This window comes from Caballeronia sp. PC1, from assembly GCF_021353155.1.
GTDB lineage: Bacteria > Pseudomonadota > Gammaproteobacteria > Burkholderiales > Burkholderiaceae > Caballeronia > Caballeronia cordobensis.
The window spans coordinates 1,949,504-1,967,622 of sequence record NZ_JAJUBH010000001.1 but is presented as its reverse complement, the minus strand read 5'-3'; the positions used below and the strand labels follow the sequence as shown (position 1 = coordinate 1,967,622).

Annotated in this window: 20 protein-coding genes and 1 riboswitch; of the genes, 9 read left to right on the top strand and 11 right to left on the bottom strand. The window is 65.8% G+C overall.

Annotated elements, in window-relative coordinates; translation table 11 throughout:
• Nucleotides 1-4: 4 nt before the first annotated feature.
• Together LY284_RS09495 and LY284_RS09490 are read right to left on the bottom strand one after the other, a co-directional pair.
• Nucleotides 5-319 (bottom strand): cell division protein ZapA, encoded by a 315-nt coding sequence (locus LY284_RS09495; RefSeq protein WP_014190666.1) that lies wholly within the window; start codon nucleotides 317-319, stop codon nucleotides 5-7.
• Entirely contained in the window at nucleotides 316-684 is a 369-nt protein-coding gene (locus tag LY284_RS09490) for a hypothetical protein (protein ID WP_014190667.1), read from the bottom strand. The genes LY284_RS09495 and LY284_RS09490 overlap by 4 nt, the downstream gene beginning before the upstream one ends.
• Nucleotides 685-941: 257 nt before the next feature.
• A riboswitch (cobalamin riboswitch) is annotated at nucleotides 942-1,255 on the top strand.
• 82 nt (nucleotides 1,256-1,337) lie between these two features.
• Here LY284_RS09490 and LY284_RS09485 point away from each other — a divergent pair.
• From LY284_RS09485 to LY284_RS09460, 6 genes are read left to right on the top strand one after another with little or no spacing between them, the layout of a single operon-like run.
• A complete protein-coding gene (locus LY284_RS09485; RefSeq protein WP_014190668.1) occupies nucleotides 1,338-3,212 on the top strand; it encodes a TonB-dependent receptor domain-containing protein in 1,875 nt (624 codons plus the stop codon).
• A 26-nt stretch (nucleotides 3,213-3,238) separates the two neighbouring features.
• On the top strand, nucleotides 3,239-4,237 hold the full coding sequence (locus tag LY284_RS09480; protein ID WP_045451877.1) for an iron ABC transporter permease: 999 nt from the start codon (nucleotides 3,239-3,241) through the stop codon (nucleotides 4,235-4,237).
• Nucleotides 4,234-5,010 (top strand): ABC transporter ATP-binding protein, encoded by a 777-nt coding sequence (locus LY284_RS09475; protein WP_041730181.1) that lies wholly within the window; start codon nucleotides 4,234-4,236, stop codon nucleotides 5,008-5,010. Before LY284_RS09480 ends, LY284_RS09475 begins: the two co-directional genes overlap by 4 nt.
• 10 nt (nucleotides 5,011-5,020) lie before the next feature.
• Nucleotides 5,021-6,079 (top strand): nicotinate-nucleotide--dimethylbenzimidazole phosphoribosyltransferase, encoded by a 1,059-nt coding sequence (gene cobT / locus LY284_RS09470; protein ID WP_014190671.1) that lies wholly within the window; start codon nucleotides 5,021-5,023, stop codon nucleotides 6,077-6,079.
• Between the two features lies 1 nt (nucleotide 6,080).
• Entirely contained in the window at nucleotides 6,081-6,842 is a 762-nt protein-coding gene (locus LY284_RS09465; RefSeq protein ID WP_014190672.1) for an adenosylcobinamide-GDP ribazoletransferase, read from the top strand.
• Complete coding sequence (locus LY284_RS09460; RefSeq protein WP_014190673.1) at nucleotides 6,827-7,399, top strand: histidine phosphatase family protein; 573 nt, start codon at nucleotides 6,827-6,829, stop codon at nucleotides 7,397-7,399. The genes LY284_RS09465 and LY284_RS09460 overlap by 16 nt, the downstream gene beginning before the upstream one ends.
• Here LY284_RS09460 and LY284_RS09455 read toward each other — a convergent pair whose 3' ends face one another.
• From LY284_RS09455 to cobU, 4 genes are read right to left on the bottom strand one after another with little or no spacing between them, the layout of a single operon-like run.
• Complete coding sequence (locus LY284_RS09455) at nucleotides 7,400-8,290, bottom strand: cobalamin-binding protein (RefSeq protein ID WP_014190674.1); 891 nt, start codon at nucleotides 8,288-8,290, stop codon at nucleotides 7,400-7,402.
• On the bottom strand, nucleotides 8,290-9,285 hold the full coding sequence (gene cobD, locus LY284_RS09450; protein ID WP_014190675.1) for a threonine-phosphate decarboxylase CobD: 996 nt from the start codon (nucleotides 9,283-9,285) through the stop codon (nucleotides 8,290-8,292). Before cobD ends, LY284_RS09455 begins: the two co-directional genes overlap by 1 nt.
• A 1-nt stretch (nucleotide 9,286) precedes the next feature.
• Nucleotides 9,287-10,228 (bottom strand): adenosylcobinamide-phosphate synthase CbiB, encoded by a 942-nt coding sequence (cbiB, locus tag LY284_RS09445; RefSeq protein ID WP_045450399.1) that lies wholly within the window; start codon nucleotides 10,226-10,228, stop codon nucleotides 9,287-9,289.
• Nucleotides 10,229-10,234: 6 nt separating this feature from the next.
• On the bottom strand, nucleotides 10,235-10,786 hold the full coding sequence (gene cobU / locus LY284_RS09440; RefSeq protein WP_014190677.1) for a bifunctional adenosylcobinamide kinase/adenosylcobinamide-phosphate guanylyltransferase: 552 nt from the start codon (nucleotides 10,784-10,786) through the stop codon (nucleotides 10,235-10,237).
• Between the two features lie 57 nt (nucleotides 10,787-10,843).
• On the opposite strand from cobU, the gene LY284_RS09435 reads away from it, so the two are divergent.
• Nucleotides 10,844-12,319 carry a cobyric acid synthase gene (locus LY284_RS09435; protein ID WP_041730183.1) on the top strand — a complete coding sequence of 492 codons (1,476 nt, stop codon included), beginning with the start codon at nucleotides 10,844-10,846 and terminating at the stop codon, nucleotides 12,317-12,319.
• Here the strand turns inward: LY284_RS09435 and LY284_RS09430 are convergent.
• Complete coding sequence (locus tag LY284_RS09430) at nucleotides 12,313-12,735, bottom strand: PaaI family thioesterase (RefSeq protein ID WP_014190679.1); 423 nt, start codon at nucleotides 12,733-12,735, stop codon at nucleotides 12,313-12,315. The two genes, LY284_RS09435 and LY284_RS09430, sit on opposite strands and share 7 nt — an antisense overlap.
• Nucleotides 12,736-12,902: 167 nt before the next feature.
• Between LY284_RS09430 and LY284_RS09425 the strand changes: the two genes are divergently transcribed.
• The gene (locus LY284_RS09425) at nucleotides 12,903-13,529 is read left to right on the top strand and encodes a ParA family protein (protein ID WP_014190680.1); all 627 of its coding nucleotides are present in this window, start codon (nucleotides 12,903-12,905) and stop codon (nucleotides 13,527-13,529) included.
• A gap of 51 nt (nucleotides 13,530-13,580) precedes the next feature.
• Here LY284_RS09425 and panD read toward each other — a convergent pair whose 3' ends face one another.
• The 4 genes from panD to LY284_RS09405 form a co-directional block, all read right to left on the bottom strand.
• Nucleotides 13,581-13,967 carry an aspartate 1-decarboxylase gene (gene panD / locus LY284_RS09420; RefSeq protein WP_014190681.1) on the bottom strand — a complete coding sequence of 129 codons (387 nt, stop codon included), beginning with the start codon at nucleotides 13,965-13,967 and terminating at the stop codon, nucleotides 13,581-13,583.
• Nucleotides 13,968-13,998: 31 nt separating this feature from the next.
• Nucleotides 13,999-14,832 (bottom strand): pantoate--beta-alanine ligase, encoded by an 834-nt coding sequence (gene panC, locus LY284_RS09415; protein ID WP_233385849.1) that lies wholly within the window; start codon nucleotides 14,830-14,832, stop codon nucleotides 13,999-14,001.
• A gap of 64 nt (nucleotides 14,833-14,896) precedes the next feature.
• A complete protein-coding gene (locus LY284_RS09410) occupies nucleotides 14,897-15,724 on the bottom strand; it encodes a ScpA family protein (RefSeq protein WP_041730950.1) in 828 nt (275 codons plus the stop codon).
• A 74-nt stretch (nucleotides 15,725-15,798) separates the two neighbouring features.
• The gene (locus tag LY284_RS09405; protein ID WP_175582480.1) at nucleotides 15,799-15,987 is read right to left on the bottom strand and encodes a DUF3460 family protein; all 189 of its coding nucleotides are present in this window, start codon (nucleotides 15,985-15,987) and stop codon (nucleotides 15,799-15,801) included.
• A 330-nt stretch (nucleotides 15,988-16,317) separates the two neighbouring features.
• Between LY284_RS09405 and LY284_RS09400 the strand changes: the two genes are divergently transcribed.
• Nucleotides 16,318-18,114, top strand: a complete 1,797-nt coding sequence (locus LY284_RS09400) for an autotransporter assembly complex family protein (RefSeq protein WP_233385840.1) — start codon at nucleotides 16,318-16,320, stop codon at nucleotides 18,112-18,114.
• Nucleotides 18,115-18,119: the final 5 nt, after the last annotated feature.

Sequence of the window (18,119 nt, the reverse complement as noted above, 5' to 3'; positions counted from 1 at the left end):
CTGCTTACTGCGCTTCGTATTGCGCGATCACAGCGCCCAGTTGCTCGTTCATCGAGTGCATGGTGCGGCGGATCTCCTCGGCGGGAAACGCCTCGCCGTGGCGCACGCTGTCCTGCAGCTTAAGCAATTCCGACGCCAGCGAAAGCGCGGCCATCACCGCGATGCGATCCGTGCCGCGCACGCTGCTCGCGTTGCGCACCTTGTTCATTTCGGCATCGACGCGCGCGACGGCTTCGCGCAGCGCGGCTTCCGTTTCGGGCGAGCACGCGAGGCGGTATTGCTGCCCGAGAATGGATACTTCGATCTGCGTGGTCGTCATGCCTTCTCCCCTTGATGATGCTCGCCGTGCAACTCCGCTTCATGTGCTTCCTGCGAATCGGCTTCGAGGAGATCGAGTTGATTGTCGGATTCGGCATGCTGCCCGGACTTGACGCGCGGCAGCTTTTCGAGAATGGCGTTGAGACGCACTTGCGCGTCGTCGATTTTGGCGGAGAGCGAATCGCGTTCGGATTGCAGCGTGTCGCGTTCTTCGCGCACTTGCGCGAGCTCGGCCTGCACGTTCGCATAATCGGCGCGCAGTTGTGCGAGTTGGTCCTGCAGCGCCTGATGCGCCTGCTTGTGGCGCTCGCTGATCTGGATCAGCCGGCCGATATTTCCTGACAGTGATTCGAGTTCGTTGAGCATGTGCTGCGTCCTCTAAAGACCTCGCATTTTAGCGCGGTTAAACAGCGCTTCCGATAAATGTCTCGTTTCGAGACGTAACAGCACGCGATCTCGCGCTTAAACCATCGATCGCGTGCATTCGTGTGCAGAAAACGCGAGCGCTGAGTGCGACCCGTGAGGACAGGTCGGCCCGGCTGCGCGTTCGGTTCTTGTTCGATTCGTCGTGCGCCGCGCCATGTTGTCCGTGCCGTTTTCTTGACGGCCCCAACCCGCGCTCCTACACTTGCCGCACTTTTGGTGCTCGCATTTGCGTTTCTCGCGGATGCAGTCAAACGGGAAACAGGGAGTGAAGTCCTCGAAGTCCAACCAGGACTCGCCGCGGACGAGCCAACCTGTGCTGCCCCCGCAACGGTAAGCGACCGCAACGCAAGTTGCAAGTCGTCTCATGCGCGTTTTTGCAGCGCGTGCGTGCCGATCCGGTATCGCGCATGCCTCACTGCAAGAAACGTGACGACGCCACTGCGCACGATGCGCGGGAAGGCGAGACGATGCGTCGCCAGCCCGGATACCGGCCAGAGTTCGACGCATGCGCGCATGAATGCGCGCTGCGTTTCGTCGCGCATCGTCCTCGCGGGGAGCGGGGCCGCGCTCACGCGGACACGGATACTTCACGCATGGTTTCGCCACTGGCCGCGCTCAGGGACGGCCTCGCCCGTCATGGCGCGCTCGCCGCCACCGTCATCGGCTTGCCGTTCGCACATGCCGCTCACGCCGCGGATGATGCATCGCAAACGCTTGCGCCCGTCGTCGTGACGTCGACGCGCGCCCCGCAACCGCTCGCGGATTCCATTCCGCAGACTTCCGTTTTCGACGAACAGGATATCGCCGACGCCAACGCCAGCGACGCCCTCGGCCTCGTCGCGCTCGCGCCCGGCGTGCAGATCACGCGCAACGGCGGGCCGGGCGCGAATTCGGGGCTTTACATACGCGGCGCGGCCTCGTCGCAATCGCTCGTGCTGATCGACGGCGTGCGCGTGGAGTCGGCATCGCTCGGCGCGGCGCAGTTGTCGCAACTGATGCTCGATCAGATCGGGCGCGTCGAGGTCGTGAACGGCAACGTGTCCGCGCTGTATGGCTCGAATGCGATCGGCGGCGTCGTGCAAATTTTCACGAAGGAGGGCGAGCCGCATCCGCCGCGCTTCAACTTCGAGGCCGAGTACGGCAGCTATCACACGCAGCGGCAGTCGGCGGGCGTGAACGGCGCGCTCGACAAGGACGGCCGCACGACCTTCAGCGTCAACGTCTCGCGCGAGAAGACCGACGGCTTCACGTCGATCGATCCGAACATCGCGCCCAACGCGAATCCGAACGCGAACGGCTATCTCAACGAAAGCCTCGCGGCGACTCTGCGCCACAAATTCAGCGACAAGTGGGACGCGGGCGTGCGCTTTCTGCAATCGAACGGCGTCAACAGTTTCGACGATGCCTACGGCCTGCCGACCGATATCAACGAAACGCACGATCGCGTGCGCTCCGCGTCCGTGTTCGCGAACGGCAGGATCACGGACAACTGGACCACGCATTTCACCATCGCGCAGGGGCAGGACCGCTCGAACATCGAGCAGAACGGCGTCTACACGAGCCGCTTCAATTCGGAGAATCGTCAATACACCTGGCAGAACGATGTCAGGCTGAGCGATGCGCACAAGCTGCTGTTCGGCTACGAACATCTCGATCAGACGCTCGACTCCGATCAGTTCGACGCGCCCGATCGTCACGTGAATTCGGTGTTCGCGGGCTATGTCGGGCGCATCGGAGCGAGTGAATTGCAGGCGAATCTGCGGCACGACCAGTATTCCGATTTCGGCGGCGCGAACAGCTACTATCTGGGCTACGCCTACAACTTCGATGCGCACTGGCGCGCGAGCGCGAGCTATGCGGCGTCGTTTCGCGCGCCGAGCTTCGACGACCTCTACTATCCGATGAGCGGCAATCCGTCGATCCAGCCGGAGCGCAGCCATTCGGTCGAGGCCGCGCTGCAGTACGCATCGAATGCGCTGGGCGTCGCGCGCGTCACGCTGTTCCAGACGCGCTATTCGAATCTGATCGACTATGTATCCAACGGCGGCTTCTACTATGTCGCGCAGAACGTCGGGCGCGCGAAGGTGCAGGGTATCGAAGGATCGTGGGCGGGGCATCTCGGCGCAACCGACGTGCGCGCGGGCGTGACGTTCCAGAATCCCGTCGATGAAACGAACAACGAAGACCTGACGCGGCGCGCGCGGCATTTCGCGACGCTCACCGCGCATCGGACCATCGGGCGCTGGCGCGTCGGCGGCGAATGGATCGTGAGCGGCGAGCGCCACGATTACGACTCGACGCTCAGCGGTTACGGCATCGTGAATCTGTCCGCGCGTTACGACATATCGAAATCGTGGTACGTCACGGCGCGCATCGACAATCTGTTCGACAAGGACTATGAACTTGCGTACTCGTACAACACGCCACGGCGCGGCGCTTACATCACGCTGGGCTGGCATCCGTCGTGAGTGATGCCATTCCGCGCGTCCATGCGATGAACGCCGCTCGCGCCACGACCATCTGGATCGCACTCGGCGCCGCGTGCGTGTGCGTGCTCGTCGCGTCGCTCGCGATGGGCAGCGTCGCGTTGCCGGTCTCGCGCGCGCTCGGCGCGCTCTTTCACATGCACGCCGCGACGCCGGATATCGCCGATGACATCGTGCTCACGCTGCGTCTGCCGCGCGCGCTCGCGGGCTTCGCATCGGGCGCGCTGCTCGCGACGGCGGGCGCGTTGCTGCAAGTGCTGTTGCGCAATCCGCTGGCGGAGCCGTATGTGCTCGGCGTGTCCGGCGGCGCGGCGGCGTTCGCGCTCGCCGCGATGCTCGCCTCGCTGCCGTGGTGGAGCGTCGATATCGCGGCATGCGCGGGCGCGCTGGCCTCGATCGTGCTCGTGCTCGGACTTGCGCGCGGCGACGTCTGGCGCAGCGGCCAGGACGCATCGCCACGGCTTCTGCTGACGGGCGTCGTGATCGCATCGGGATGGGGCGCGCTGATCACGCTGATGCTGAGCATTGCGCCGGAGAACCGCTTGCGCGGCATGATCTTCTGGCTCACGGGCGACCTGAACGGCGCGGCGGCGCCGTGGCCCGCGCTGGCCGCGCTCGCTGTCGTGCTCTTGGCGATCGTGCCGGCCGCGCCGCAATTGAACGTGCTGCTGCGTGGCGATGCGGCGGCGCAGTCGCTCGGCGTGCCGGTCGCGCGCCTGCGCTTGCGCGTGTATCTCGTCGCGTCGCTCGCGGCCGCCGCCGCGGTGACGACGGCGGGGACCATCGGTTTCGTCGGCCTGGTCGTGCCGCATCTGCTGCGCCTTGCCTTCGGCAACGACCAGCGCATGCTCGTGCCCGCCGCCGCGCTCGCGGGCGGCCTCGCCGTGATGGCCGCCGATCTCGCCGCGCGCACGGTCATCGCGCCGGCGCAATTGCCGGTGGGTGTCGTGACGGCCCTGATCGGCGTGCCGATGTTCCTGTGGATGCTGCTGGGCAGACCGCGATGACGCTGCATCTCGACAATCTCGTGCTTCGCGTGGGCGCACGCACGCTCATCGACGGACTCACGCAATCCATCGAAGCGGGCGAGGTGTGGTGCATCGCCGGGCCGAACGGCGCGGGCAAGACCACGCTCATCAACGTGCTTGCGGGGCTGTCGAAACCGGCGTCGGGCGTCGTGTCGCTCGATGGCCGCGCGCTCGCGACATGGCGCGCGGCGGACCTCGCACGCCAGCGCGCGCTGATGCCGCAGGCCACGCACGACGCGTTCAGCGCAACCGTGCTCGATACCGTGCTGCTCAACCGCTTTCCGTATCTGACGGGATGGGGCTGGGAGAACGAAGACGACCGCATTGCGGCGCGCGCGGCGCTCGACATGCTCGGGCTCGCCGCGTTCGCGTCGCGCGACGTGCTGACGCTGTCGGGCGGCGAACGTCAACGCGTCGCGCTGGCCGCCACGCTCTGCCAGAACGCGCCGCTCGTGCTGCTCGACGAACCGCTTACGCACCTGGATCTGCATCATCAGATCGACTGCCTGCATGCGCTGCGCGATGCGGCGCGCGAGCAGAAGCGCACCATCGTGTTCTCGTGCCACGATCTGAATCTCGCGCGCCGTTTCGCGACGCACGCGCTGTTGCTCGACGGCCACGGCGGCGCACACGCGGGCCTCGTCGCCGACGTCTTGACGCCCGAGCGCGCGAGCGCCGCCTTCGGCTATCCGCTCGCGCTGATCCGCGACGGCGAGCATGAAGCGCTCGTGCCTTCCATTCATCGCCTCTGAAGGACTTCCGATGCAGAACGACATTCCCATGCCCCGCGCGCTCGACCGCACCCTCGAAGCGGAGCTGCGCCGCATCATCGACATGAAGACGAAGCCGCCCGGCAGCCTCGGGCGGCTCGAATCTCTCGCGCTGCAGATGGGCCTGATTCAACGCACCACGAAGCCGCGCATCGAGCGTCCCGCGATGATCGTGTTCGCAGGCGATCACGGCATCGCGAAAGAGGGCGTGAGCGCGTTTCCGCAGGAAGTGACCGCGCAGATGGTCGCGAACTTCCTGACCGGCGGCGCGGCGATCAACGCGCTGTCGCGTTCGGTCGGCATGACGCTCGAAGTGGTCGATGCGGGCGTCGCGACGCCCATTCCCATCGATCATGGCTATGAACGTCTGTCGCTCGGGCTGGGCACGCGCAACTTCGCGCACGAGCCCGCGATGTCGCGCGAGACTGCGCTCGAAGGCATCGCGCGGGGCGCGGCGCGCGTGCGGCATCATGCGGCGCTCGGCACGAATGTGATCGGCTTCGGCGAGATGGGCATCGCGAATACGTCGGCGGCGGCGTGCCTGATGAGCCGGCTGTGCGACGTGCCGATCGAAGATTGCGTGGGCCGCGGCACCGGCCTCGACGACAAAGGTCTCGCGCATAAACGCGATGTGCTGTCGAAAGCGCTGGCGCTGCATCGCGGTGAAGGCGATGCCATCGACACGCTCGCGACCTTCGGCGGCTTCGAAATCGCGACGATGACGGGTGCCTATCTCGCCGCCGCCTGCGCAGGCATGACGATCCTCGTCGATGGCTTCATCGCGACTTCCGCGCTTCTGGTCGCCTCGAAGATCGCGCCCGACGTGCTCGACTATTGCGTGTTCGCGCATGCATCGGACGAAGCGGGGCATCGACGCATGCTCGCTCATTTCGATGCCGCGCCGCTCCTGCAACTCGACTTGCGCCTGGGCGAAGGCACCGGCGCGGCGCTCGCGCTGCCGGTCCTGCGCGCGGCGGTCGCGTTCGTCGATGAAATGGCGAGCTTCGAGTCGGCAGGTGTGTCGAACAAGGAAGCGAACCAAGCCGATTGAGATGAACCGTCCGCTCGACGAACTGCGTTACTTCTTCACCGCGCTCGGCTATTTCACGCGCGTGCCGGTGCCGCGCTGGGTCGGCTTCGAGCGCGAGTACCTGAACGCGGCGGCGCGCTATTTTCCGCTTGTCGGCGCGATGGTCGGCGGGGTCGCGGCGCTCGTCTATCTCGCGGCGCTGCGCGTGTTTCCGGCGAGCGTGGCGGTTTTGCTGTCGATGGCCGCGACGCTCGTTCTCACCGGCGCGTTCCACGAAGACGGCCTGGCCGATTGCGTCGATGCATTCGGCGGCGCCTATACCCGCGACGATGCGTTGCGCATCATGCACGACTCGCGCATCGGTGCGTTCGGCGCGATCGCGCTCGTGGTCGCGCTGGCGCTCAAGTGGCAGACGCTGGCTTCGCTGCCGCCGCAACGCGTCGCATGGACGATGATCGCCGCGCACGCCGCAAGCCGCGTCTTCGCGATCAGCTATCTCGTCACGCTCGAGTACGTGCGCGCCGAAGGCAAGGCGAAGCCGGTCGCGCAGCGCATGCGCTGGCCGTCGTTCGCGATGGCGCTCGTGTTCGGCTTGCCGTGGCTTTTTATGATCGATATCAGGCTCGCGTGCGTGACCCTCGTCGTGCTCGCGGTCCTGCGCTTTTTCATCGGACGCTATTTCGTGCGGCGCATCGGCGGCTATACCGGCGATTGCCTCGGCTTCGCGCAGCAAGTGTTCGAAATCGCGATCTATCTCATCGGGCTCGCATGGATCTCGTCCTGATCCGGCATCCGGAAGTCGCCATCGAAGCGGGTGTCTGCTATGGACAAACCGATGTGCCTTTGCGATGCGACGTCCGCGATCTGGCCGGCAAGCTCAACGCGCGCATGCACGCGCTAAACGTGCCCGCTTGCGCCGATGGCTGGCACGCGAGTCCCTTGCAGCGATGCGCAACGCTTGCTCAAGCCCTTTCGTCCGATGCGCATATCGACGCACGCCTCGCCGAAATGCACTTCGGCGCGTGGGAGGGCCGCGCATGGGACACGATCGATCGCGCGCTCATCGATGCCTGGGCCGCCGACATCGAGCACGCGCGCCCGCACGGCGGCGAGAGCCTCGCGCAGTTTGCCGGTCGCGTGCTGGCATGGTTCGGCGAAACATGCGCGAACCGCGACGAAGCCGTGCATGTGCTCGCGCATGCGGGCGTCGTGCGCGTGCTCGCGGCGCATCTGCTCGGCATCGCGCGCGAGAACACGCTGCAATGGCCGCTCGATTTCGGCGGTGTCGCGTGGTTCAGGCGCGTGCGCGGACAGTGGCTGCTCGTGCGCTGGAACGCGTGACTACTTGGGTCGTTTCTCGCGCGCTGCATCGAGATCGCGGCACAACTCAGTCGCGCCCAGCGCGAGCCGAGGCGTTGGCCGGTTGATGAGATCGCCGTCGATGCCGAAGAGATTGCCGCGGGACACGGCGGTGAGCGCTGGCCAGCGTTTCCATCGGTCGAGCGCGGGTAACGTGCGCTCGGGCTTCGTCGCGCCGGGCGTCGCGGTGACGATCGCTTCGGGATTCGCCGCGAGCACGGCTTCGGTCGATATCGTCGGCACGCGGGGTTTTTCCGCCGCGAACACGTTCACGCCGCCGCACAGTCCGATCACTTCATCGAAGACGTTGTCGCGGTTGAGCGTCATCAGCGGATCGTCCCAGACCTGATAGAACACGGAGACGGGCGGTTTTTGCGCATAGCGCGTACGCAGTTGCGCGATATCGCGTGTGAATGCGCTCGATGCCGCTTGCGCGCTCGTCTGCGTGCCGAGTAACGCGCCGAGCTTGCCGATGCTCGCGGCGATATCGTCGAGGCGCTTCGGTTCGCTGAAATAGATCGGAATGCCAAGCGCCTGAAGGCGGTCCATCTGACGCGCCGCGTTCCCGTGCCGCCACACGACGATCAGATCCGGATGCAGCGCGACGATGCGTTCCAGATCGAGCGCCTTGTTGTCGCCGACGCGCGGAATGGCTTGCGCTTCCTTCGGGTAATCGCTGTACGTCACCGCGCCGACGATACGCGCGCCGCCGCCCGCCGCGAACAGCAATTCGGTGACATGCGGCGCGAGACTGACGACACGTTCGGCCGGCTTCGCCAGCGTGACGGATGCGCCGCTATCATCGGTGACGGTGATCGCATGCGCTTGCGTCATGAAGACGCTGATCAAAAAGCCCAGCGCGCGGCGTAACATCACGCGCATACCTCCCGCAAGGCGAGCGACAGACGCGCCCAGTCGCCTTCCGCGCCCGGCAAGCCGATGCGCAGGCTCGGCATCATGCCGGGCAGATCGAAAAGACGCGTCCAGATGCCGCGCAACGCGAGCGCGTGATGGAGCGCGGGCGCGTCGGGCGTCGGCGTCCAGGCGAAAAGCGGCGTCGCGCGCACGTCGAAGCCGAGGCCCGCGAGCAGCGCCGCGAGGCGCGCGCCGTCGCGTTGCAGGCGTTCGCGCGTGGCGCGCTGCCATTCGGTATCGGCGAAAGCGGCCTCTACCGCGTGGCGCGCGGGGCCGCTCACGGTCCACGCGCCGAGCGCGTCGCGCAACGGATCGATGACCGACGGCGACGCCAGCACGAAGCCCGCGCGAATGCCCGCGAGCCCGAAGAACTTGCCGACGGAGCGCAGCACGATCAACCCGTCGCGCGCGGTTTCGCTCGCAAGGGACGCCGCGGGATCGACATCGGCGAACGCTTCATCGACGATCAGCGTGCCGCCGCGCGCCGCAAGCCGCGCATGCCAGCGCAGGAGCGTGGCGCGCGTGAGCCGCTCCGCGGTCGGATTGTTCGGATTCGCGACGATGACGTGATCGACGGTATCGGGCACATCGTGCGCGGTGACGTCGAGCGTCGCGATGGCGTGGCCCGCGCGCAGGAACGCCGGCGCATATTCGCCGTAAGTCAGCGGCGCGACGCCCGCCGTGCCGCGCGGCAACAGCGCGGGCAGTGCGCGGATCGCGGCTTGCGAACCCGCCACGGGCAGCGCGTGCGGCGCGCCGTAATGACGCGCGGCGGCGTCGGCGAGACCGTCGTCGTCTTCGGGCAGGCGGCGCCACGCATCCGGCGGCACGGGCGGCACCGGATAGCCGTGCGGATTGATGCCCGTCGAGAGATCGAGCCAGTCGTCGAAAGGAATCGCGTAGCGGCGCGCGGCTTCGCGCAGATTGCCGCCGTGACGGATGGAATGCGTCATCTCAACTGCCCGTGGTTGCGAAGAGCGCGGCGAAGATCAGCAGCACCGCGAGCCACATGAGGGTGGCGCGCTCGACGAGCCGCAATGCCGCGACGATGTGCTTCGGGCTCGCGCTATGGCCCGCGCCGAGCGTCGGGCGCGTTTCGAGCACGCCGTGATAGACGGCCGCGCCGCCGATCAGCACGTTCAGGCTGCCCGCGCCCGACGCCATCACCGGCCCCGCGTTGGGGCTGTCCCACGAGCGCGCCTGGGTGCGCCAGCAATGCCAGGCCATGTGCGTGTCGCCCGCGAGCGCGTAGGTCGCCGCCGTGAGGCGCGCGGGAACGAAGTTGAGGACGTCGTCGATGCGCGCGGCGGCCCAGCCGAAGCGCAGATAGCGCGGCGTGCGATAACCCCACATGGCGTCGAGCGTGTTGGCGAGGCGGAACATGAGCGCGCCCGGCCCGCCCGCGACGGCGAACCAGAAGAGCGCGCCGAAGATCGCATCGTTGCCGTTTTCCAGCGCCGATTCGACGGCGGCGCGCGAAAGGGCGTTTTCGTCGGCGCGTGACGTGTCGCGCGACACGATGCGCGAGGCCAGCGTCCGGGCGTTCTCGATATCGCCGAAGCTCAACGCCCGCGCGATCGGCGCGATATGCTGGCGCAGGCTTTTCGCGCCGAGCGCGAACCACAGCAGCACGACGTGCACGAGACACGCGTAGCCGAAGGGCAGGGCGCCGACGAGCGCCCACGCGATCGCGACCGGCGGCGCGACCGCGATGAACCACGCGAGCATGCCCGCGGGCCGCGCGCGAAAGCCGGTGTTCAGGCGCGCTTCGAGCTTCGTCGCGAGGTTGCCGAAGGCGACGAGCGGATGCCGCGCGCGCGGCTCGCCGAAAATCCGGTCGACGATCACGCCGAGCACCGCGAGCAGGGCCATCGCGTAGGCGGAGAGGAGAAGCATGGCGGTTCAGCCCTTGAGCACGGCGGCCAGGCCCGCGACCATCATGACCGCGCGCGTGCTCGCGGCGGCGACGCGCTGATTGAGCCGCCCGAGCTCATCGACATAAAGCCGCGTGACCGAGCCGAGCGGCACGACGCCCAGCCCGATTTCATTGCTCACGACGATGAGCTTCCCGCGCGTTCGGGCGAGCGCGGCATCGAACGCATCGAACGCCTGCTGCGCGGATGGCGGCAAGGTGGCGATGTCTTCGTCCGCGCTTTCGGGCGTGAAAAGCAGATTCGCGAGCCATAACGTCAGGCAATCGATCATCACGCAATGTCCCGCGCGATCCGCGTCGCGCAGCGCGCCCGCGAGATCGAGCGGCGCTTCGAGAAGCGTCCAGTGCGCGGGCCGGCGTTCGACGTGATGGCGAATGCGTTGCGCGAATTCGTCGTCATGAACGCGCGCCGTCGCGATATAGGTCACGGGCAAGCCGCTCTCGCTCGCGAGCCGCTCGGCATGCGCGCTCTTGCCCGAGCGCGCTCCGCCGAGCACGAAGGTGATATCCCGTGGATTCATCGCGCCATTGTACCGGCGGGCTAAGATAGCGCGTTGTCGCATAAGAGGATTTTGAGAATGCCATTCACGCCACGCGGCTCGCTGATGATTCAGGGCACGACGTCCGATGCCGGCAAGAGCACGCTCGTCGCGGGCCTGGCGCGTCTCGCGCGGCGCGGCGGCGTGCGCGTCGCGCCATTCAAGCCGCAGAACATGGCGCTCAACAGCGCAGTGACCGTCGATGGCGGCGAGATCGGCCGCGCGCAGGCGCTGCAGGCGGTCGCGGCGGGCGTCGAGGCGCGCATCGACTTCAATCCGGTGCTGCTCAAGCCGACGAGCGATCGCGGCGCGCAGGTCATCATCCACGGTCACGCGCACGCGAATCTCGATGCGCGTGCGTATCACGACTACAAGCGCATCGCCTTCGATGCCGTGCTCACGTCCTACGAGCGCTTGCGCGGCGAGTTCGATGTGGTGATCGTCGAAGGCGCGGGCAGTCCCGCCGAGATTAATTTGCGCGACGGCGATATCGCCAACATGGGCTTCGCCGAGCGCGTCGATTGCCCGGTCGTGCTCGTCGCGGATATCGACCGCGGCGGCGTGTTCGCGCATCTCGTCGGCACGCTCGCGTGTTTGTCGGAGAGCGAGCGCGCGCGCGTGCGCGGGTTTGTTATCAACCGGTTTCGCGGGGATATCGGCCTGTTGCAGCCGGGGCTCGACTGGCTGGAAGCGCAGACGGGCAAACCGGTGTTCGGCGTGCTGCCGTATCTGCACGGCCTCACGCTCGATGCCGAAGACATGCTGCCGAGCCAGCCGCATGCGCGCGGGGCCGATAGCGTGCTGAAAGTGATCGTGCCGGCGCTGCCGCGCATCAGCAATCACACCGATTTCGATGCTTTGCGGGCGCATCCGCAGGTCGATTTCTCGTATGTCCGCGCGGGCATCGCGCCGCCTGCTGCCGATCTCATCGTCCTGCCCGGCTCGAAAAGCGTGCAGCGCGATTTAGCGTGGCTGCGCGACAACGGCTGGGATCGCGCGATCGAGCGGCATCTGCGCTACGGCGGCAAGGTGCTCGGCATTTGCGGCGGCATGCAGATGCTAGGGCGCGAGATCGACGATCCGGCGGGCGTCGAAGGCGCGGCGGGGCGCGTTCGGGGATTGGCGCTGCTCGAACTGTTCACCGAGCTCACGGCGCACAAGCAACTGGAGAACGTCAGCGGGCAATTGATGCTCGGCGACACGCGAGCGCCCGTGCGCGGCTACGAGATCCATATGGGCCGCACGCACGGCGCGGCGCTTTCGCGGCCTTTCGTTGCGCTGGATGCGGGGCGTGTGGACGGCGCGTTGTCGGACGACGGCCAGATTGCCGCGACGTATCTGCACGGTGTTTTCGATACACCCGAAGCCTGCGCGGCGCTGCTCGCGTGGGCGGGCGTGAACGACGCCGCGCCGCTCGATTACCCGGCGCTGCGCGAAGCGTCGCTGGACAGGCTGGCCGATTCGTTTGCGGAAGCGCTGGATCTGGGCGCGTTGCAGGCCGCCTTCGCTCAATAAAGAATCATCTGCGTACACCGGAACATGGCGATGAGCTTGCCGTCGCCATTCGTGACGGTCGCGTCCCACACTTGCGTGCTGCGCCCGAGATGCACCGCTGTTGCCTTCGCGATGATCTTCCCCTCGCGCGCCGTCGAGACGTGATTGCTCTTGAGTTCGAGCGTGGTGAAGTTCTGCGCCTTCTCCGGCAAATGCGCGATGCACGCGTAGCCGCAGCACGTATCGGCGAGACCGACGACCGTCGCCGCATGCAGAAAGCCGTTCGGCGCGAGCAGTTCCGGGCGAATCGTCAGCTCGCCGGTCAACTGGCCCTGGTCGAGCGAGAGCAATTGCACGCCGAGCAGGTCGGGCAGGCGGCCCTTCTGGCGGTTGCGCAGGAAGTCGAGCGTAACGTCGGGGCGGAGCATCGTCGTCATGGCGTTGAATCCAAAATGAACAAAAAAGGAGTACGGCCGTTCGGCCAGTATGCCGGATGCACCCGTTTTGCCGATAATATCAACGCTCGACTCATGCACCTGTTCTTCTAAAGACGAAATCGTGCGCGCGGCGAAACCGGCGCGCCCAACAAAATCCGGGACACTTCATGACCGTGATCGTGGTGGCAAATCCGAAGGGCGGCGTCGGCAAAAGCACGCTCGCAACCAACCTGGCGGGCTATTTCGCCGCGCAGGGCGAGTGGGTCGCGCTCGCCGATCTCGACAAGCAGCGCTCGTCGCATGCGTGGCTCACGCTGCGCGCCGACACGTTGCCGAAAATCGAGGAATGGGCCATCGACGTCGATTCTCCCGCGAAGCCGCCCAAAGGTCTGGAGAAAGCCGTCGTCGATACGCCGGCCGGCGTGCACGGCAACCGTCTCGCGCTCGCGCTGGACGTGGCGGACAAGGTAATCGTGCCGCTGCAGCCGTCCATGTTCGACATCCTCGCGACGCAGGACTTTCTCGCCAAGCTGGCGAAGGAAAAGGCGGTGCGCAAAGGATCGATCCAGGTCGGCGTGGTCGGCATGCGCGTGGACGCGCGCACGCGCTCGGCAGACCAGTTGCATCGCTTCGTCGAAGGGCTCGATCTGCCGGTGCTCGGCTTTGTGCGCGATACGCAGAACTACGTGCAGCTTGCCGCGCACGGCCTCACGATCTGGGACGTGGCGAAGAGCCGCGTCGAAAAGGATCTGGAGCAGTGGGAGCCGATCATCGAGTGGGTCGCCAAAAAGTAAAAAGCCGGCGTTTCGTGAAAAACGCCGGCTTTTCTTGCATGACGAGAACGCTCAGGTCCAGTTCTGCGTCGGCACGTGATCGCGGCTGCCCTTGATGCGGTTCTTTTCATCGACGAACACGAGGTCCGGCTTCCAGCCTGCCTTGATCTCCTCTTCGTCGACCGAGGCGAACGCCGCGATGATCACGAGATCGCCCAGTTGCGCGCGGCGCGCGGCGGAGCCGTTCAGCGAAATCATGCCGCTGCCGCGCTCGCCCTTGATCGCGTACGTGGTCAGACGCTCGCCGTTATTGACGTTCCAGATGTCGATCTGCTCGTTCTCCATCAGGTTCGCGGCTTCGAGCAGGTTTTCGTCGATCGCGCACGAGCCTTCGTAGTGCAATTCGCAATGCGTGACCGTCGCGCGGTGAATCTTCGATTTCAGCATGGTGCGCTGCATGACGCCTCCTTCCTAATTGCCTTGATGTGCTTCAGATTTCGAGATTGTCGATGAGACGCGTCGCGCCCAGCTTTGCCGCCGCGACCACGACGAGCGGTGCGTCGGTTTCATCCGCGCCGGGCGCGAGCAGGTTCGAACGCTTGCGCACGCTGATGTAATCGGGCTTCCAGCCACGTTCGGCGAGCGCGTTCATCGCGTCGCGTTCGAGCGCGGCGATATCGCGATTGCCCGACAACACGGCCTCGCGCACGCGCTGAAGCTGCTCGGCGAGCTTCGGCGCTTCGGCGCGCTCATCGGCCGACAAAAAGCGGTTGCGCGAGGACAGCGCGAGGCCGTCTTCGTCGCGCACGGTTTCCGCCGCGACGATTTCGGTGGGCAGCGCGAACTGATGACACATGGCGCGCACGATCATCAACTGCTGATAGTCCTTCTTGCCGAACACCGCGACGCGCGGCTGCACGCAGGACATCAGCTTCATCACGACCGTGCACACGCCCGTGAAGAAGCCGGGGCGGAATTCGCCTTCGAGGATATCGCCGAGATTGTGCGGCGGATGCACGCGATACTCCTGCGGCTCCGGATACATGTCCTTCTCGGTCGGCGCGAAGAGCACGTAGACGTTCTCTCGCTGCAGCTTTTCGATGTCGTCCTGAGGCGTGCGCGGATATTTGTCGAAATCTTCGTTCGGGCCGAACTGCAGGCGGTTCACGAAAATGCTCGCCACGACCGGATCGCCATGCTGGCGCGCGAGGCGCATCAGCGAAAGATGGCCTTCGTGGAGATTGCCCATCGTCGGAACGAAGGCGGTTCGGTTCTGGCCGCGCAACTGGTCGCGCAGTTCATGGATGGAGCTGATGACTTTCATCGAGCGGGTGTCTCCTGTCTGCGCGGCGGGACGCGGCGCGGCGAAACAAGGGTAAAGGAAATTCTCAGGCGGGAGAGTACGCGAGTCTCACGTAAATGGGCGCGTAAGGCTCGGGCTGCGTGATCTCGATCAGCGATTCCCGCGACAGCTCCAGCATGGCGATGAAGTTCACCACGACCACCGGCACGCCGCGCGAGGTGTCGAAAAGCTCGGTGAATTCCATGAAGCGCGCGCTTTGCAGGCGCCGCAGGATCACGCTCATGTGCTCGCGCACCGAGAGCTCCTCGCGCGTGATCTTGTGATGCTGCACGAGCTTCGCCCGCTTGATGACGTCGGCCCACGCTGCGCGCAGGTCGTTCATGTCGACGTCGGGAAAACGCTGCTCCGCGGCCTGCTCGATATAGATGTCCGCGCGCAGGAAGTCGCGCCCCAGTTGCGGCAACTGGTCGATCTTCTGCGCGGCGAGTTTCATCTGCTCGTATTCGAGCAGGCGGCGCACGAGTTCGGCGCGCGGGTCTTCAGCGTCCTCGCCGGTGTCGGCCTTCTTGACCGGCAGCAGCATGCGCGACTTGATCTCGATCAGCATGGCCGCCATCAGCAGATATTCCGACGCGAGTTCCAGATTCGATTCGCGGATCTGGTCGACATAGCCGAGATACTGCGCGGTGACATCCGTCATCGGAATGTCGAGCACGTTGAAATTCTGCTTGCGGATGAGATAGAGCAGCAGGTCGAGCGGGCCTTCGAACGCTTCGAGAAAGATTTCGAGCGCATCGGGCGGGATGTACAGGTCGGTGGGCAGCTTCCACAGCGGCTCGCCGTACAGATGCGCGATCGCGACGCCGTCGACGGTGTCGGGCGTCGAATCGGTCGCGGGCGTGGCGAGCGCCACGGCGCGGTCTTCGCGTGCGTCGTCCCGCTTCGCCTCGTTAGGCGAATGCGGTTCGCGGCCGGCTGCGCTCACGTTCAGAAGTTCTGGTAGTAGACGTAAGGCGTCTGGTTCACGCGCGATTGCTGCTGCTTGCTGCGCTCGTCGAGGTCGATCGGCTGCTTGTCCCACAAAAGCGCGCGGCCGCGGCGCTGCTCTTCTTCCAGCGAGGGCTTCTGCTCTTTCAACTGATTGATGAACTGGGTGATATCCGATTGATACATGATCCGGCTTCCGTTGAGTCGAGGCGTGTTCGTGGGGCGAAGTTCGCGTGGGCGGCCAAGCCGCTTTTCGCCCGTGCGCCGCAATTTTACCGCAAGCGTGCCGCGGCAAGGCATCGCGTGGCGCATGTGTTCCGTGCCTTGAGCGCCGCACGCGCGTGCCGGTTTCGCGGAACCCGGCCGGAGGAAAGCCGTCCAATGGCGCACGTTGTGCGCGCGCCGGGCCGCTTTACGGCGTCGGCGCATGCCGATGTGGTGAAATAGCGCCTGCGTCCTATTCGCGGCGCTGCAAGTTTTACCATTCCATGTCACTCATCCCGATGCCGGAGGTCACGTTTGGCGGGCCGTTCGTTTGATACGCTGCGCGCGAAGCGCGTGAAGCCGCATGGCCCGAGGCGCATGTCCGTCTTGTCGATGGTGTTCGTCGCGTTAGCCGCGTTCGGCTGCGCCGCGCCCGCTTTCGCCAAATACGAAGTCGATGTCGATGCGCCGCGCAGCGTGAAGAAGCTCCTCAAGGAGAACCTCGACATCGCCCGTTTCGCCAAGCGTGACGACGTGAGCGACGACCAGTTCCAGTTCCTCGTCACCGCGACGCCGAAGGACGTGCGCGATCTCGTCGCGACCGAAGGCTATTTCTCGCCGGTCGTGCGGACCGACGTGACGACCGAGGGCGACGAGCGCAAAGTCAAGGTGAGCGTCGATCCCGGCCCGCGGACGACGGTTGCCTCCGTGCAACTGCATTTCACCGGCGCGGTGACGACCGAAGACCGCGCGCAGGAAAATGCCGCGCGTTTCGCTTTTTCGGTCAATGAGGGCGATCCCTTCACGCAAGACGGCTGGAGCGACGCGAAAAATGCGGCGCTGCGGGCGCTGCAGTCCAGGCGCTATCTGGGCGCGAAGATCGTGCGCTCGCAGGCGCGCATCAATCCGCGCGCGCATATCGCCGATCTCTCGGTCACGTTCGACAGCGGCCCGACCTTCACGCTCGGCAAGCTCGACGTGAGCGGGCCGAAGCGCTATCCCGCGTGGATCATCGATCACGTCAATCCGATCCGGCAAGGCGAAATCTACGATGTCGCGCGCGTGAACGAGTTGCAGCGCCAGATTCAGAACACGCCGTATTACGCGAGCGTCGCGATCGACGCGGACGCCGACGTCAACAAGCCGGTCGACACGACGCTGCATGTGAAGGTGAGCGAGTATCCGTACAACAGCATCCGCTACGGCGTGGGCTACGCGACAGATACCGGATTTCACATTCAGGGCGCGTATAGCTATCTCAACACCTTCAACGCGGCGTATCCGTTCACCATCTCGGGCCGGCTCGATCAGACGCAGCAGTACGGCCGCGTGCAGCTCGCCATGCCGCCGGATCCGCACGGATGGGTGAACGCGGTGTTCGGCTCATACACGATCACGGATGTATCCGACACGGACATCTACAGCGCGCGCGTCGGCGTGCAGCGCTCGCGCTCGCGCCAGAACATCGATACGACGTTTTCGCTCACGTTCTACGACGACCGCCTGACGCAGAACGAGCCGAATCCGTCGTCGGCGCGTGCGCTCGTGCCCGCGTGGACGTGGGTGCGGCGCGACGTCGACGATCCGCTCTTTCCGCGCCGCGGCAACATCATCCGCGCGGAGGCGGGCTTCGCCGTGAAAGGCGTGATGACCGATCAGACCTTCGCGCGCCTTTATACCAACGCGGTGCAGTACTTCCCGCTCGGCAAGAACGACCTGCTGCTGTTTCGCGCGGAGTTCGGCGGCGTGTTCACGAGCGGGCCGTCGAGCGGCGTGCCCGCCTCGCTGCTGTTCCGCGCGGGCGGCGCGAACTCGGTGCGCGGCTACAGCTATCTGAGCATCGGCAATAACGTGTCGGGCTCGATTCTGCCGACCAAATATATGGTGACCGGCAGCAGCGAATATCAACACTGGTTCACGCACGACTGGGGCGGCGCGGTGTTTTTCGACATCGGCACGGCGACCGATACCTGGGGCGAGCGCGTGTTCCAGCCGGGCGTGGGCGTCGGCGCGCGCTGGCGCAGCCCGGTCGGACCGGTGAATGTCGACCTGGCGTATGGATTGAAGAACAAGAGCATCAAGCCGTATCTGACGCTCGGCATCGCGTTCTGATGGAA

What these genes read in the sequence shown, in the direction of transcription:
- LY284_RS09495 (WP_014190666.1), bottom strand. Translation starts at nt 319, where the DNA reads ATGACGACCACGCAGATCGAAGTATCCATTCTCGGGCAGCAATACCGC.
- LY284_RS09490 (WP_014190667.1), bottom strand. Translation starts at nt 684, where the DNA reads ATGCTCAACGAACTCGAATCACTGTCAGGAAATATCGGCCGGCTGATC.
- LY284_RS09485 (WP_014190668.1), top strand. Translation starts at nt 1,338, where the DNA reads ATGGTTTCGCCACTGGCCGCGCTCAGGGACGGCCTCGCCCGTCATGGC.
- LY284_RS09480 (WP_045451877.1), top strand. Translation starts at nt 3,239, where the DNA reads ATGAACGCCGCTCGCGCCACGACCATCTGGATCGCACTCGGCGCCGCG.
- LY284_RS09475 (WP_041730181.1), top strand. Translation starts at nt 4,234, where the DNA reads ATGACGCTGCATCTCGACAATCTCGTGCTTCGCGTGGGCGCACGCACG.
- cobT (WP_014190671.1), top strand. Translation starts at nt 5,021, where the DNA reads ATGCAGAACGACATTCCCATGCCCCGCGCGCTCGACCGCACCCTCGAA.
- LY284_RS09465 (WP_014190672.1), top strand. Translation starts at nt 6,081, where the DNA reads ATGAACCGTCCGCTCGACGAACTGCGTTACTTCTTCACCGCGCTCGGC.
- LY284_RS09460 (WP_014190673.1), top strand. Translation starts at nt 6,827, where the DNA reads ATGGATCTCGTCCTGATCCGGCATCCGGAAGTCGCCATCGAAGCGGGT.
- LY284_RS09455 (WP_014190674.1), bottom strand. Translation starts at nt 8,290, where the DNA reads ATGTTACGCCGCGCGCTGGGCTTTTTGATCAGCGTCTTCATGACGCAA.
- cobD (WP_014190675.1), bottom strand. Translation starts at nt 9,285, where the DNA reads ATGACGCATTCCATCCGTCACGGCGGCAATCTGCGCGAAGCCGCGCGC.
- cbiB (WP_045450399.1), bottom strand. Translation starts at nt 10,228, where the DNA reads ATGCTTCTCCTCTCCGCCTACGCGATGGCCCTGCTCGCGGTGCTCGGC.
- cobU (WP_014190677.1), bottom strand. Translation starts at nt 10,786, where the DNA reads ATGAATCCACGGGATATCACCTTCGTGCTCGGCGGAGCGCGCTCGGGC.
- LY284_RS09435 (WP_041730183.1), top strand. Translation starts at nt 10,844, where the DNA reads ATGCCATTCACGCCACGCGGCTCGCTGATGATTCAGGGCACGACGTCC.
- LY284_RS09430 (WP_014190679.1), bottom strand. Translation starts at nt 12,735, where the DNA reads ATGACGACGATGCTCCGCCCCGACGTTACGCTCGACTTCCTGCGCAAC.
- LY284_RS09425 (WP_014190680.1), top strand. Translation starts at nt 12,903, where the DNA reads ATGACCGTGATCGTGGTGGCAAATCCGAAGGGCGGCGTCGGCAAAAGC.
- panD (WP_014190681.1), bottom strand. Translation starts at nt 13,967, where the DNA reads ATGCAGCGCACCATGCTGAAATCGAAGATTCACCGCGCGACGGTCACG.
- panC (WP_233385849.1), bottom strand. Translation starts at nt 14,832, where the DNA reads ATGAAAGTCATCAGCTCCATCCATGAACTGCGCGACCAGTTGCGCGGC.